Genomic DNA, 13,549 nt, shown 5'->3' with positions numbered 1-13,549 from the left:
CGGGGGGCGATGATTTCCGCATGCTGTGAACAGCTTCACTGGAGACATCGCCATGGACTTTCGACCCGGATCAACGCTGCGCCTGCGGGCCGTGCGCTTCGCCCGCCGCGTGACTTTGCTGCTTGCGCTGGGCACGGCCGCATGGCTCGCCCACGCCGACTACCCCGAGCGTTCCGTGCGCATGGTGGTGGGCCTGCAGGCGGGCGCGAGCACCGACACGCTGGCGCGCCTGGTGGCGCAAAAGCTCGGCGAGCGCCTGGGCCAGCCTTTCGTCATCGAGAACAAGCCAGGTGCGGCCACGCGCATCGGCATGGAGTCGATGAGCAAGGCGCCGGCCGACGGCTACACCTTGGGCGTGGCCAATGCCGTGACGACCAGCTTTCCGCTGATGTTCGACAGCTTCCCCTTTGTGGCCGGCAAGGACTTCGTGCCCATCACCCTGCTGGGGCGCGCGCCCTCGTTTCTCGCTGTGCGCGCCAGCCTGCCGGTGCACAACGTCCAGGAGTTCGTGGCCTACGCCAAGGCCCACAACGGCAAGATGAGTTACGGCCAGGGGGGCAACGGCAGCAATCCGCACCTGGCCGCGCTGACGCTGGTCAAGTCCCTGGGCATCCAGGCGGTGGAAGTGGCCTACAAGGGCAATGCGCCAACGGCCGTGGCGGTGGCGGGCGGCGAAGTGGATTTCGCCATCCTCGAATACCAGGCCGTGCGCCCGCTGGTCGAAGCCGGCAAGCTGCGGCTGCTGGCCGTGACCGAGCCCGAGCGCTCGGTCCTGGTGCCGTCGATTCCCACCAGCGGCGAGCAGGGGCTCACGCGCAAGCTCGACGGCATGACGCCCTGGTTCATGCTGCTCGCCCCCGCGGGCACGCCGGCGCCCGTGGTGGCACTGCTCAACCGCCACGTCAACGAAGTGCTCAAGAACCCCGAGGTGAAGAAAGCGATGCTGGCCGCGGGCATAGAGATCGCGGGCAGCAGCAGCGAGCAGGCGCTGGCCTATTTCCAGCAGCAGCGCGAACAGGTCGCGCGCCTGGCCCGCGAAATGAACCTTTCCTTCAAGAACTGAGCACCGATCAAGGAGTATCCCATGACAGTCCAGACCCTGGAATTCGGAGAATCCCAACTGCAGATCGACGGCCCGGTGGCCACGTTCTCTCACCAGCGGCCGGCGTCGCGCAATGCCATGTCCATGCTGCTGCGCGCGGACTACGCCCGCATGATCGACCAGGTGCGCGCCGACCGCGCTATCCGGGCGCTGGTCATCACCGGCTCGGGCGGCAGCTTTTGCGCGGGCGGCGACGTCAAGGGCATGAACGAGCGCATGCAAAGCGCCGACCCCGAACTCAATTCGCCCGACGCCACGCGCCGCCGGCTCGAAGACTCGCACCGCTGGCTGGCGGCCTTGCGCGAGCTCGATCTGCCGGTGATCGCCGCCGTGGACGGCGCGGCCTATGGCGCGGGCTTCGGACTGGCGTTGCAGGCGGATTTCGTGCTGGCCTCGAGCCGCGCGGCGTTTTGCATGTCCTTCGCGCGCGTGGGCGCCGTGCCGGATTACGGCGCGCTCTACACCTTGCCGCGGCTGATCGGTCTGGCCCGGGCCAAGGAAGTGATGCTCACGGCGCGGCGCATAGGCGCCGAGGAGGCGCGGCAGATCGGCTTCGTGCACGCCGTGCATGCGCCGGAACTGCTGCTGTCAGAGGCCCAGGCCTTTGCGCAGCGGCTCAGCGCAGGGCCGCGCGAAGCCGCGGCCATGACCAAGAACCTGCTCAACAAGAGCTTCGAGACCGACTACGCCACCATGTGCTCGCTCGAGGCCTATGCCCAGGCCGTCGCCATGCAGACGCCTTACCACGCCCAGGCCGTGGCGCAGTTCGCCGCCGGCCAGCCCAGCAGCTACGACTGGGACCAGCTGACGGTCCCCCGCTGATCCGCCCACTTCTTCACCGAGCCACGCCATGTCGCATTTCTCCTCCACCGCCGATCTCGACGCCTTCCGCTGCGAAGTGCGCGCCTTCCTGCAAACCGCCGTGCCCGAGGACATCCGGCGCTCGGTGCAATCCCATTGCCTGGTCACGCGCGACCAGGCCATGCGCTGGCAGCGCATCCTGCATGAGCGCGGCTGGGCCGCGGCCGGCTGGCCCGTCGAACACGGCGGCACGGGCTGGTCGCTGGTGCAGCAGGCGATTTTTCGCGAGGAAATGGCGGCCTGCCCCGCGCCGCGCTATGAAAACCTCGGCATAGACACCATAGGCCCGACCATCATGCGCCACGGCACGCCAGAGCAGAAAAGCCGTTTTCTGCCGCGCATGCTGTCGTTCGAGGACTATTGGGCCCAGGGCTATTCCGAACCCGATGCCGGCTCGGACCTGGCCTCGCTGCGCACCGTCGCACGCCGTGAAGGCGATCATTTCGTGGTCAGCGGCACCAAGATCTGGCAAAGCTACGGCCATTGGGCGGACTGGGCGCTGGTGCTGGTGCGCAGCGATGCCGGCGCCACGCGCAAGCAGGACGGCATTTCGGTGCTGCTGATCGACTTGAAGGCCCCCGGCGTGTCGATCCGGCCCATCCGTTTCATCAACGGCGCCACTTTCCATGTGCAGATGTTCTTCGACGAAGTGCGCGTGCCGGTGGAGAACCTGGTGGGCCAGGAGCACGCGGGCTGGTCCGTGGCCAAGGGCCTGCTGGTGACCGAGCGGTTGTTCGTCGCCCGCGTGGCCGAATGCCGGGCCGCGCTGCGGGAAACCGTGGCGCTGGCCCAGGGCAGTGCGCCGGACGGCGGCTCGCTGCTGGCGCAGGACGTCCACGCGCGCCGCCTGGCCGAGCTCGACATCCGCACGCGCGCGCTGGAAGCCGCCTGGTGGCCGACCATACGCGCGGTGGAGGACGGCCAGGAGCCTGCATTGGAAGCGTCGCTGATCAAGCTGCAAGGCAATGAAGTCCTGCAGGACGTGCACCAGTTGCAGCTGGACCTGCTGGGCACGCAGACCCTGGCTTTCGACCCCGAAGCCATCCTGGGCACGCCCTGCGCATCGCCGCTGGCCGCGGGCCATGTCAACAACCTGCCGCTGCATGTCTGGCGTTACCGCGGCATCACGCTGGGCGGCGGCACGTCGGAAGTGCAGCGCGGCATCGTCGCCAAGGCGATCTTTTCCGGCCAGACCGAGCTGGAGCAGCCCATGGTCGCCGGGCTGTCCGACCAGCAGGCCATGCTCGACGACGGGCTGCGCCGCTTGCTGGCCGACCGCTACGATTTCGACCAGCGGCGCGCCATCATCGACACCCGAAACAGCTTCGACGATAGCGTCTGGACCGCGCTGGCCGACATGGGCCTGACCGGGCTGCTCGCGCCCGAGCGCGACGGCGGCTTCGGCGGCCAGCCCATCGATCTGATGCCGGTGATGGAGGCCTTGGGCGAGTCCCTGGTGGTTGAGCCCCTGCTGTGGAATGCCTGGCTGCCGACCCAGCTGCTGCTGCACGCCAGCGATTTCGCGGGCCGCGGCGCGGCCTTGACCGCACTGGTGGAAGAGGGCGCGCGCACGGCCTTGGCCCACGAGGAGGGCAGCCGCGACTTCGCGACGACGGCGTTTCGCGACGGCGAAGGCTGGCGCCTGGTGGGAGCCAAGCGCCTGGTCCTGGGCGGCGACTGTGCCCAGCGCCTGATCATCAGCGCGCGCCCGGAGGGCGGCGGCATGGCGCTGTTCGACTGCGGCGTGGATTGGCCGGGCGTGATTCCGCGCCGCTATACGCTGCACGATGGGCGCGGCGCCGCCGATTTCCGCTTCGAATCGCTGTGGCTGCCGGCCTCGGCCCTGGTCGCCGGTCCCGAGCGGGCCGGCGCCATCCTCGAGGAAGCGCTGGCGCTGGCGACCTTGGCGCTGTGCGCCGACAGCGTGGGCGCGATGCGGCGCGCGCTGGCGCTCACGGTGGAATACATGCGCACGCGCAAGCAGTTCGGCCGCAGCCTGGCCGACTACCAGGCGCTGCAGCACCGCGTGGTCGAGCACTTCCGCCGCTGGGTCGATGCGCGCACGCTGATGCGCGAAGCCGCCGTGGGTTGGCCTTCGGCTTCGCCGGCGGAACGCGCCCAGCGCATCGCCGCCGCCAAGTGGATGGCCGGCCGCGCGGGCCGGGCGATTGCCCTCGACAGCTTGCAGCTGCACGGCGCCATCGGCCTGCAGGACGAGACGGCCGTGAGCCACTACGCCAAGCGGCTGGTGAGCAACGACATGCTGCTGGGCGACAGCACGCAGCAACTGGCGCGCTTCATCGCCGCCGGTCAACAGGCGCTTTGAGCGCGACCAGGAGACTTTGTGCACCCTAACGATTCCTCCCCAGCCCAAGGCCCGCTGGTCGGCCTGCGCGTGCTCGACATCGCCACCGTGGTGGCCGCGCCGTCGGCGGCCGCCATGCTGGCCGACTATGGCGCCGAAGTGCTCAAGATCGAGCTGCCCGGCAGCGGTGACAGCTGCCGCGGCTTCCCGCCGTTCAAGGACGGCAAGCCGTTGTGGTGGAAAGTCACCAACCGCAACAAGAAGCTGATTTCGATGGACCTGCGCAAGCCCGAAGGCCTGGCGCTGTTCAAGCAGCTGCTGCCGCGCTTTGACGTGCTGATCGAGAACTTCCGCCCGGGCACGCTGGACGGCTGGGGGCTGGACCGCGAAACCTTGTGGGCCTTGCAGCCGCGCCTGGTCATTCTGCGCGCCACGGCTTTCGGTCAGACGGGGCCTTACCGCGACCGCCCGGGCTTCACGCGCATCTTCGAAGCCATGGGCGGGCTGACCTACATCTCCGGCGAAGCCGACGGCGAGCCCATGCACTCCGGCTACCCCATAGGCGATTCCATCGGCGGCCTGTTCGGCGCGCTGGGCGTGATGACGGCGCTGTGGAAGCGGGCGCGCGAGCCCGACGCGCCGGGCGAAGAGATCGACTTGTCGCTGACCGAAGCCATGCTCAAGCTGATGGAGTTCCTGCCCATCAAGCAGGCCTTGCTGGGCGAGACCCATGGGCGCTCGGGCAACACCAGCCAGTACGCGGCGCCCACGGGCGTCTACCCCACGCGCGACGGGCAATGGGTGTCGTTGTCGGGCAGCACCAATGCGCTGTTCGCGGCCAATTGCCGGGCCATCGACCGCGAGGACTTGATCACCGATGCGCGCTACGCCAGCAACCGCGAGCGCTGCACGCACACGGCCGAGCTCAATAATCTGTTCCGCCAGTGGTTCGCCGCACATGATCTGGACCATGTGCTGGCGCGTTTTGAGCAGCACGAAGGCACGCTGGCGCCGATTTACTCCGCGCGCCAGATCGTCGAAGACCCGCAGGTGCGGGCCCGCGGCTTTCTGTGCGACGTGCCCGACCGTGATTTCGGCAGCGTGCCCATCCAGGGCGTGGTGCCGCGCTTTCACCACGACCCGGGCGCGGTCTACCGCAGCGGCGGCGATGTGGGCGAGCACAACGACGAGATCTACGGCGAATGGCTGGGCCTGGATGCGCAGCGCTGCGCGGCCTTGCGCGCCGAGGGCGTGATCTGATCCGCTGCGCGGCGCCCGTCGGTTCAGCGGCCCACGGGCTCGCGCATGGTGACGAATTCCTCGGCGGCGGTGGGGTGGATGCCGATCGTGGCGTCGAAGACGGCCTTGGTCGCGCCGGCCTTCATGGCCACGGCGAAACCCTGGACCACTTCGCCGGCATCGGCGCCGACCATGTGCAGGCCCACGACGCGGTCGCTGGCCGTGTCGACGATGAGCTTCACCAGCGTGCGCTCGCTGCTGCCGCTGAGCGTGTGCTTGAGCGCCTTGAACTCGCTGCGGAACACCGTGATCTGGCCGAAGCGCTCGCGCGCCTCGGCCTCGCCGAAGCCGACCGTGCCGATGTTCGGGTGGGTGAACACGGCCGTGGGAATGTAGTCGTAGCTCATGCCGCGCTGTCCCTGGCCGAACAGCCGGTCGACGATCACCATGGCCTCGCCCAGGGCGACGGGCGTGAGCTGCACGCGCGAGGTCACGTCGCCCGCGGCATAGATCGACGGCACCGAAGTCTGGTAGTGGGCATCGACGACGATGGCGCCGTGGCGGCCCTGGGCGACGCCGGCCGCTTCCAGCCCGACGTCGCGGGTGTTGGGCACGCGGCCGGTCGCATACAGGATGGTGTCGGCCTCCACCTGGGAGCCATCGGTCAGCGTCGCCACCAGGCCGCTGGCCGTCTTGGCGATGGAGGCCACGTCCGCTTGCGTGCGCAGGTCGACTCCGTGCTTGCGCATTTCATCGGCCGTGAAGCGGCGCACGTCGTCGTCGAAGCCGCGCAGCACCTGCTCGCCCCGGTAGAGCTGGGTGACGGCCGCGCCCAGGCCGTTGAAGATGGACGCGAACTCGCAGGCGATGTAGCCGCCGCCGACCACCAGCAGGCGGCGCGGAAACGGATCGAGGTCGAACATGCTGTCCGAGGTGACGACATGCTCGCTGCCCGGAAACGAGGGCACGCTGGGCTGCCCGCCGGGGCAGACCAGAATGTGGCGTGCAGTGAAGTGCTCCACGCCCGCGGCCGTGCGCACCTGGACGGTGTTCGCATCCTGCAGCGTCGCCCAGCCGGCAACGACTTGCACGCCCGCGCTGGCCAGCAGGTTGGCGTAGACGCCGTTGAGCCGTGTGATCTCGGCGGCACGGTTGGCTTTCAACACGGCCCAGTCGAAACGGATTTCGCCGGTCTGCCAGCCGAAGCCCTGGGCGTCGCGAAAGTCGTCCGCGAAATGGGCGGCGTAGCTGTAGAGCTTTTTCGGAATGCAGCCGACGTTGACACAGGTGCCGCCCAGCGCGCCTGCTTCCGCCAGCACCACGCGCGCGCCTTTTTGCGCGGCCATGCGCGCCGCGCGCACGCCGGCGCTGCCGCCGCCGATGACAAACAGGTCGCAATGCAGATTCGACATGGAAATTCCTTTTTGATGCGGGTAGTGCTCGCCACAGAACAAGCCCCTGGGCAGGCATTGTCCGTGATGGCGATCAGTGGGGTGGTTTTTAGCGGCTAAAAAATGCAGGGCCAGTGCCGCCCCAGCGGAACGCTGACCGGATCGTCGATGATGCGGCAGGGCAGCGCGCACCCCTGCGCCATGCGTTCGGCGGTGAAGCGGTCGGCCGGCCATGTCTGCGGGTTTCCCGCGCTGTGGACAATGGCGGGCCGTGATCTGGCGGTTTGGATGGAAATTGGCATGCGACTTTTACTGGCGGAAGACGAATCGGCCCTGGCCGACTGGCTGGTGCGCACCCTGGCCCAAAGCGGCTTTCAGGTGGACTGGGTGGCCGACGGCCGGCTGGTGCGCCGCGCCTTGCGCAGCACGCACTATGACGCCCTGATTCTCGACCTGGGGCTGCCGGGCCTGGCCGGGGAAGAGGTGTTGCTGAGCCTGCGCCAGGAGGAGGATCCCGTGCCCATTCTGATCCTCACCGCCCGCGACACCCTGGCCGAGCGCGTGGCCACGCTCAGGGCCGGCGCCGATGACTTCCTGGCCAAGCCGTTCGAAGTCGAGGAGCTCGAAGCGCGTCTGCTGGCCTTGATTCGCCGCTCCAGGGGCCGCGAAATCACCAAGTACAGCTGCGGCCAGCTGGTGTACGACGCCAGCACCAAGCGTTTCGAGCTGGGCCAGGCCCTGTTCAGCCTGACGGCGCGCGAGCATGCGCTGCTCAAGACGCTGATCCAGGCGGGCGGCGAGCCCTTGACCAAGCGCGATCTGCTGGAGCGGGTGTTCACCGGCGACAGCGAAGTGCACGCCGAAGCCGTGGAAGTGCTGATCCACCGGCTGCGCAAGCGGCTGATGCACACCGGCACGCAGATTTCCACCTTGCGGGGGCTGGGCTACGTGCTTGAGGTGGCGCCGTGATGGACGCCTTGCACCGGGTCAGCCTGCGGCGGATGCTGATCGCGGTGCTGCTGGCCGGCGTGATGGTGGGCAGCCTGGTGCAGGTCTGGCTCACCTGGCATACGGCGCGCCAGGCCGTCAACGCCGCCTTCGACCGTTCGCTGCTCGGTGCCATCAAGGCGATCGACGCCAACATCTCCACCGAAAGCGGGGGCCTGGCGGTGGAGCTGCCCTATGTGCTGTTCGAGTTCTTCGAGCTCACGGCCAGCGGCCAGGTCTATTACCGGGTCGCCACCCAGGACGGCCTGGTCGAGATCGGCAACCCCGATCTGCCCTTGCCGGAGCAGCCGCTGCGGGAGCGCCAGCCGCATTTCGACACCGTCGAGTACGCGGGCTCCCAGGTGCGCATAGGCTCCTACCTGCGCTCCCTGCCGCAGCCCATAGGCGACAGCAGCGACACGCGCCTGATCATCCAGGTCGCCGAGCCCTTTGCTTCGCGCGACCAGTTCAGCCGGCGCTTCATCTGGGGCGCGGTGGCGCGCGACGTGCTGCTGGCCGCACTGGCCGCGGCGGCGGCGGCGGCGGCCGTGGCCTGGACGCTGCGCCCCTTGCGCCAGCTGCGCCAGGAAGTGGCCGCGCGCGCGCCCGACGACCTCTCGCCCATGGACACCAGCCGCGTGCCCAAGGATGTGCTGCCCCTGGTCGAGGCCATGAACCAGCATATTTTTCGCCACCGCGAGCTGCTCGACAGCCAGCGCCGCTTTGTCGACGATGCCTCGCACCAGCTGCGCACGCCCTTGAGCACGCTGCTGACCCAGCTGTCGTTCGCCCAGCGCGCCACCGACCTGCCCACCGTGCAGACCGCCCTGGGCGCGCTGCGCGAGCAGCTCAAGCACACCATCCACCAGACCAACCAGATGCTGGCCCTGGCGCGCGCCGACACCTGCGACCTCGCCACGCAGCAGGTCGATCTGGCCGAGCTGGCGCGCGGCGTGACCAAGCGTTTCTGGCCCCAGGCCCGCGGCCAGCAGATCGACCTGGGCCTGGAAACGCCGCCCCAGGCGCTGTGGCTGCCGGTCCAGCGCGCGCTGATCGAGGAAGCGCTGGCCAATCTGCTCGACAACGCCTTGCGCTACACGCCGGCGGGCGGGCGGGTGACCGTGATGGTGGAGGCCGGCGAGGAGGGCGCGTGCCTGAGCGTCAGCGACAGCGGCCCGGGCATCCCGCCCGACGAGCTGCCCCAGGCCATGCAGCGCTTCTTTCGGGCCAGCAACTCCCAGGGGACGGGCTCGGGCCTGGGCCTGGCCATCGTCAGCGCGATTGCCAAGCGCCACCAGGGCAGTTTGGTGCTGCGACGGGCACAAAGCGAGGGCGGCCTGCAGGCCAGTATCGTGCTGCCATGCGTAGATCTACGAACGCCTTGATGCGGGTAAGCCCGAGCCGCAATCTGCGGCCTTTGTCTTAGCCTTGGCGCACTGGGCTGGCACTCGCTACAACCGAAGCGATTGACCATCGGCGCGCTCGCGCCTATCCACCCCACGGACCGCTACGCCATCCGCGACAGCACACCGGCCCTGCTGCGCATGCCAACGAACGTCCAGTTCGGGCCGGCGGCTTTTCCCTGACCTCCACGTACTTCGCACATCCCTGGGATGGGCGTATGTGCTGCCGTTTGCACATGGCGGGCCGGTCGGAATGCCGGCCGCCATGGGAACTGAACTGACAAGAGACTTCAAATGCATCCAGACAACTCGTTGGTAGAACAGCCCCGCGCGCCTCGCCGCGGCCCTTGGGCCCTCACGCTGCTGGCCGCCCTGGCGCTCAGCGCCTGCGCCGGCCGCCAGGCGCCCCCGGTCGAGGCCCAACTGGTCTATACCAACGGCAACGTATTGACCGTGGACAAGAACAATACCGCGGTGCAGGCCGTGGCCGTCCGCGACGGGAAAATCCTGGCCGTGGGGCCATCCAATGCCGTCGCTGCTTACGTAGGCGCGAACACCAAGGTGGTGGACCTCCAGGGCAAGACCATGATTCCCGGCATTTATGACGCGCACAGCCATTTCGCCGTCGCCAGGAACACGGGCACTTTCGTGGCCGACCTGAACAGCCCGCCCATAGGCACGGTGCGCAACATCGACGATTTGCTGGGCTTGCTCAAGATCCAGCAGGGCAAGGTCGGCCCCAAGGAATGGGTCAGCGGTTCGGGCTATGACGACACCTTGCTGGCCGAAAAGCGCCACCCCACGCGCGCCGACCTCGACAAGATTTCCACCACCCAGCCGATCTACCTGACCCATGTCTCCGGCCACCTCGCCGTGGCCAACAGCGCGGCCCTGGCCCTGGCCGGCATCACGGCCAGCACGCCCAATCCCACGGGCGGCGTCATCCGCAAGAACGCCCAGGGCGAACCCGATGGCGTGCTGGAAGAGACGGCGTTGACCATGGTCGCCAAGTTCCGCCCGGCGCTGACCGACGCCCAGCAGCGCGAAGGCATACGCCTGGCCGGCCAGTGGTATGCCGCGCACGGTGTCACGACCGCCAACCATGGCGCGGCGACCACGCCCGTGGTGCTGAACATGCTTGAGGACGCGGTCAAGAACGGCCAGTTGTCGATCCGCGTGATGACCTGGAGCGGTTTCGATTCCATGGAAGCCGTGGACAAGGTGAAGCTGACCACTGGCAAGATCAAGGTCGGCGGCGTCAAGGAGTTCTCGGACGGCTCCATCCAGGGCTATACCGGCTATCTGGCCGAGCACTACCATTCGCCTTTCCACGGCGACGCGCATTACCGCGGCTTTCCGCGCTTCACGCGTGAGGAACTGGCGGACCGGGTGCTGAAGGTGCACCAGTCCGGGCGCCAGATGATGATCCACGCCAATGGCGATGCGGCCATCGACGATGTGCTCTACGCCTACCGCAAGGCGCAGGAAGCGTCGCCACGCAAGGACGCGCGCCAGGTGCTGATCCACTCGCAGATGATGCGCGAAGACCAGTTGGACGAAGTCAAGCGCCTGGAAGCCATTCCTTCCTTCTTCGTGCTGCACACCTATTACTGGGGGGATCGCCACCGCGACATCTTCATCGGCACGGACCGCGCCTCCCGCATCAGCCCGGCACGTTCGGCCCAGGCGCGCCGCCTGCCCTACACCATCCACACCGACGCCCCCGTGGTGCCCATGGACCCCATGCGCCTGATCTGGTCGGCCGTGAACCGCGTGACCACCAGCGGCGTGGTGCTGGGCGCGGACCAGCGCATTGCGGTGGCCGATGCGCTGCGCGCGACCACGCTCAACGCGGCCTACCAGAACTTCGAGGACAAGGAGCGGGGCTCGATCGAAGTCGGCAAGTACGCGGACATGGTGATCCTGTCGGACAACATCGCCCAAGTCGACCCGATGGCCATCAAGGACATCCAGGTACTGGAAACCATCGTCGAAGGCCAGTCCGTCTACCGGGCCGCGCGCTGACCAGTCGTTCGGCCGGCCGGTCTATTTCGCGACCTGCAGGCCGAACTCCTGCACCAGCAGGCGGTATTGCGCCACCTGCTGGTGGACATAGCTGTCGAGCTGCTTGCCGACCAGGGCCATGGGAAACAGGCCGCGCTCGGTGCGCAGCTGCTGGTAGGCCGGCGTGGCCAGCATGCTGGCGAAGGCCTCGCTCCAGGCCGCATAGTCGGCGTCCGAGACTTTAGGCCCCAGATAAAAGCCGCGCACGATGGGCCACTCCAGGGGCGCGCCGGCTTCCCTGGCCGTGGGCACCTGGGCCAGGTCGCCCGGCAGGCGCTTGTCGGACATCACGGCCAGTATGCGCAGCTTGGCGCCGGCCTGGACCTGCTGGCGGGTTTCCGCGACGTCGCCGGTGAAGACCTGGATGTGGCCGCCTTGCAAGGCCCGCAGGGCTTCGCCCCCGCCTTCGAAAGCCACAAAGCGCATGCGTTTGGGACTGGCGCCCGCGGCACGGGCCAGCAGCGCGGCTTTCATCCAGTCCTGGCTGCCGATGGTGCCGCCCGCGCCCAGCACAACCTTGGCCGGGTCGGTCTTCATGGCTTGCATCACGTCGGCCAGCGTGCGGTAGGGGGAGTTTTCCGCCACCACCACCGCACCGTAGTCCGTGGCGATGGCCGCCAGCCAGCGCACGTCGTTCTCGGTATAGCGCCCGAACTTGCCCTGGGCCAGGTTCAGCAGCGAGCCGCCGGAGAAGGCGATGATGGCGTTGGCCTGGTCGGGGTGCTGGGCGACTACCGTGCGGTAGGCCAGCGCACCGATGCCGCCGGGCAGGTAGCGCACGCGCATGGGCTGGGCAATGAACTTGCCTTGCAGCAGACCGGTTTGCGCCAGCTTGCAGCTCAGATCGAAGCCGCCGCCGGGCTTGGCCGGCGCAATGCATTCGGTCTGCTCCAAGGGGCCGGCCGCGGCGCTGCACAGGCCTGCCGCCCCAGCCAGCAGTGCAAAAAGAATCCGGTATTTCATGCGCCGAGCATATACACAGCTTGCCGTGCCACGCACGACCTAGGGTAAACAGATTTGACGTGAAAGCCTCCTGAAAGCCCGGCGCAGGCAGCATGGCGTCTTCCTCAGAATATCGGAGACAAGAATGCATACATCCGCAGCGAATCCTTCGGCGCTGGCGACCGTTGCCACACGCCGCCAACTGCTGTCCGCTGGCGGCGCCCTGGCCTTGTCGGGCCTGCTGCCCGGCGCGGCTTCGGCCCAGGCCGCGTGGCCGTCGAAATCCGTGCGCTTCATCGTGCCTTTCGCGCCCGGCGGCAGCTCGGAAATCGTCGCCCGTTCCACGGCGGTCGAACTGTCCAAGACCTTGGGTCAAAGCGTCTTCGTGGACAACAAGCCCGGCGCTGCGGGCAACATCGCCATGTCCGAAGCCGCGCGCGCCGAAGACCAGCACACGCTGATCCTGGGCCACATCGGCACGCTGGCCGTCAACCCTTACATCTTCGACAAGCTGCCCTGGGCGCTCAAGGACTTCCAGCCCGTGAGCCTGCTGGCCAAGGTGCCCAGCCTGTATGTGGTGCACCCCGACGTGCCGGCCAAGAACCTGCGCGAGTTCATCGCCTATGCCAAGAGCAAGCCGGGCCGCCTCAGCTATGGCTCGGCCGGCAATGGCAGCGCCGGCCATCTGGCCTTCGAGTACCTGAAGATGTCGTCGAATGTCTTCATGCTGCACGTGCCCTACCGCGGCACGGGCCCCATGCTGACCGATTTGATGTCCGGTCGCGTCGATGCGTCGGCCATCGGCGCCGCGGCCATCATTCCCTTCATCAAATCGGGCAAGGTGCGCTGCATCGCCACCGGCTCGGCCCAGCGACTGCCGCAGCTGCCGGACGTGCCCACCGTGGCCGAGCAGGGCTTTCCGGGCTTCGAGATGACCCAGTGGTACGGCATGCTGGCGCCGGCCAATGTGTCGCCCGCCCATATCGAGAAGCTGTCTGCCGAAACCATGAAGGCCGTCAAGGCACCCGATGCCATGCGCCGCCTCACGGGCGACGCGGCCGAAGCCGTGGGCAGCACCCCGGCGCAGTTCGCGCAGTTCATCGCCGCCGAGCAGGACCGCTGGAAGAAAGTGATCGCCCGCGCGCAGATCAAGCCTGATTGAGGGGGCAGGCCGCGGCTTGGGCCTTGTCCGACAGACCTGGTGCTGCGGCTGTGGATGATGGAAGCGCCGGCGCTGGACGTCGGCGCACCCACT

The 13,549-nt window shown here is 68.1% G+C and carries 10 protein-coding genes; 8 read left to right on the top strand and 2 right to left on the bottom strand.

What is annotated here, in order from left to right:
- Nucleotides 1–52 precede the first annotated feature (52 nt).
- The 4 genes from N0K08_RS11130 to N0K08_RS11115 are packed head-to-tail and all read left to right on the top strand — an operon-like array spanning nucleotide 53 to nucleotide 5,528.
- Entirely contained in the window at nucleotides 53–1,063 is a 1,011-nt protein-coding gene (locus tag N0K08_RS11130) for a Bug family tripartite tricarboxylate transporter substrate binding protein (RefSeq protein WP_261500389.1), read from the top strand.
- Between the two features lie 21 nt (nucleotides 1,064–1,084).
- Nucleotides 1,085–1,924: an enoyl-CoA hydratase/isomerase family protein gene (locus N0K08_RS11125; RefSeq protein ID WP_261500387.1), complete on the top strand. Its 840-nt coding sequence runs from the start codon at nucleotides 1,085–1,087 to the stop codon at nucleotides 1,922–1,924.
- A gap of 28 nt (nucleotides 1,925–1,952) precedes the next feature.
- Nucleotides 1,953–4,289 carry an acyl-CoA dehydrogenase family protein gene (locus N0K08_RS11120; RefSeq protein ID WP_261500386.1) on the top strand — a complete coding sequence of 779 codons (2,337 nt, stop codon included), beginning with the start codon at nucleotides 1,953–1,955 and terminating at the stop codon, nucleotides 4,287–4,289.
- Nucleotides 4,290–4,307: 18 nt separating this feature from the next.
- Nucleotides 4,308–5,528 carry a CaiB/BaiF CoA transferase family protein gene (locus tag N0K08_RS11115; RefSeq protein WP_261500385.1) on the top strand — a complete coding sequence of 407 codons (1,221 nt, stop codon included), beginning with the start codon at nucleotides 4,308–4,310 and terminating at the stop codon, nucleotides 5,526–5,528.
- A gap of 23 nt (nucleotides 5,529–5,551) precedes the next feature.
- On the opposite strand, the gene gorA is transcribed toward N0K08_RS11115, so the two are convergent.
- Nucleotides 5,552–6,919, bottom strand: a complete 1,368-nt coding sequence (gorA, locus tag N0K08_RS11110; RefSeq protein WP_261500384.1) for a glutathione-disulfide reductase — start codon at nucleotides 6,917–6,919, stop codon at nucleotides 5,552–5,554.
- A gap of 279 nt (nucleotides 6,920–7,198) precedes the next feature.
- On the opposite strand from gorA, the gene N0K08_RS11105 reads away from it, so the two are divergent.
- The 3 genes from N0K08_RS11105 (at nucleotide 7,199) to N0K08_RS11095 (ending at nucleotide 11,313) form a co-directional block, all read left to right on the top strand.
- Entirely contained in the window at nucleotides 7,199–7,867 is a 669-nt protein-coding gene (locus N0K08_RS11105; RefSeq protein ID WP_261500383.1) for a response regulator, read from the top strand.
- A complete protein-coding gene (locus N0K08_RS11100) occupies nucleotides 7,867–9,270 on the top strand; it encodes a sensor histidine kinase (protein WP_261500382.1) in 1,404 nt (467 codons plus the stop codon). Before N0K08_RS11105 ends, N0K08_RS11100 begins: the two co-directional genes overlap by 1 nt.
- Before the next feature lie 312 nt (nucleotides 9,271–9,582).
- On the top strand, nucleotides 9,583–11,313 hold the full coding sequence (locus N0K08_RS11095; RefSeq protein ID WP_261500381.1) for an amidohydrolase: 1,731 nt from the start codon (nucleotides 9,583–9,585) through the stop codon (nucleotides 11,311–11,313).
- A gap of 21 nt (nucleotides 11,314–11,334) precedes the next feature.
- Here N0K08_RS11095 and N0K08_RS11090 read toward each other — a convergent pair whose 3' ends face one another.
- A complete protein-coding gene (locus tag N0K08_RS11090; RefSeq protein ID WP_261500379.1) occupies nucleotides 11,335–12,315 on the bottom strand; it encodes a Bug family tripartite tricarboxylate transporter substrate binding protein in 981 nt (326 codons plus the stop codon).
- Between the two features lie 124 nt (nucleotides 12,316–12,439).
- Here N0K08_RS11090 and N0K08_RS11085 point away from each other — a divergent pair, with 124 nt between their 5' ends.
- Entirely contained in the window at nucleotides 12,440–13,456 is a 1,017-nt protein-coding gene (locus N0K08_RS11085) for a Bug family tripartite tricarboxylate transporter substrate binding protein (RefSeq protein ID WP_261500377.1), read from the top strand.
- Nucleotides 13,457–13,549: the final 93 nt, after the last annotated feature.

It is taken from the genome of Acidovorax bellezanensis (assembly GCF_025421555.1).
Classification (GTDB): Bacteria; Pseudomonadota; Gammaproteobacteria; order Burkholderiales; family Burkholderiaceae_C; genus Comamonas; species Comamonas bellezanensis.
The sequence above is the reverse complement of the archived record's forward strand: the minus strand, read 5'-3'. Positions and strand labels throughout refer to the sequence as shown.

Bases quoted from the DNA above. Each gene is read 5' to 3' on its own strand.
- N0K08_RS11130 (WP_261500389.1), top strand. From the start codon at position 53: ATGGACTTTCGACCCGGATCAACGCTGCGCCTGCGGGCCGTGCGCTTC.
- N0K08_RS11125 (WP_261500387.1), top strand. From the start codon at position 1,085: ATGACAGTCCAGACCCTGGAATTCGGAGAATCCCAACTGCAGATCGAC.
- N0K08_RS11120 (WP_261500386.1), top strand. From the start codon at position 1,953: ATGTCGCATTTCTCCTCCACCGCCGATCTCGACGCCTTCCGCTGCGAA.
- gorA (WP_261500384.1), bottom strand. From the start codon at position 6,919: ATGTCGAATCTGCATTGCGACCTGTTTGTCATCGGCGGCGGCAGCGCC.
- N0K08_RS11105 (WP_261500383.1), top strand. From the start codon at position 7,199: ATGCGACTTTTACTGGCGGAAGACGAATCGGCCCTGGCCGACTGGCTG.
- N0K08_RS11100 (WP_261500382.1), top strand. From the start codon at position 7,867: ATGGACGCCTTGCACCGGGTCAGCCTGCGGCGGATGCTGATCGCGGTG.
- N0K08_RS11095 (WP_261500381.1), top strand. From the start codon at position 9,583: ATGCATCCAGACAACTCGTTGGTAGAACAGCCCCGCGCGCCTCGCCGC.
- N0K08_RS11090 (WP_261500379.1), bottom strand. From the start codon at position 12,315: ATGAAATACCGGATTCTTTTTGCACTGCTGGCTGGGGCGGCAGGCCTG.
- N0K08_RS11085 (WP_261500377.1), top strand. From the start codon at position 12,440: ATGCATACATCCGCAGCGAATCCTTCGGCGCTGGCGACCGTTGCCACA.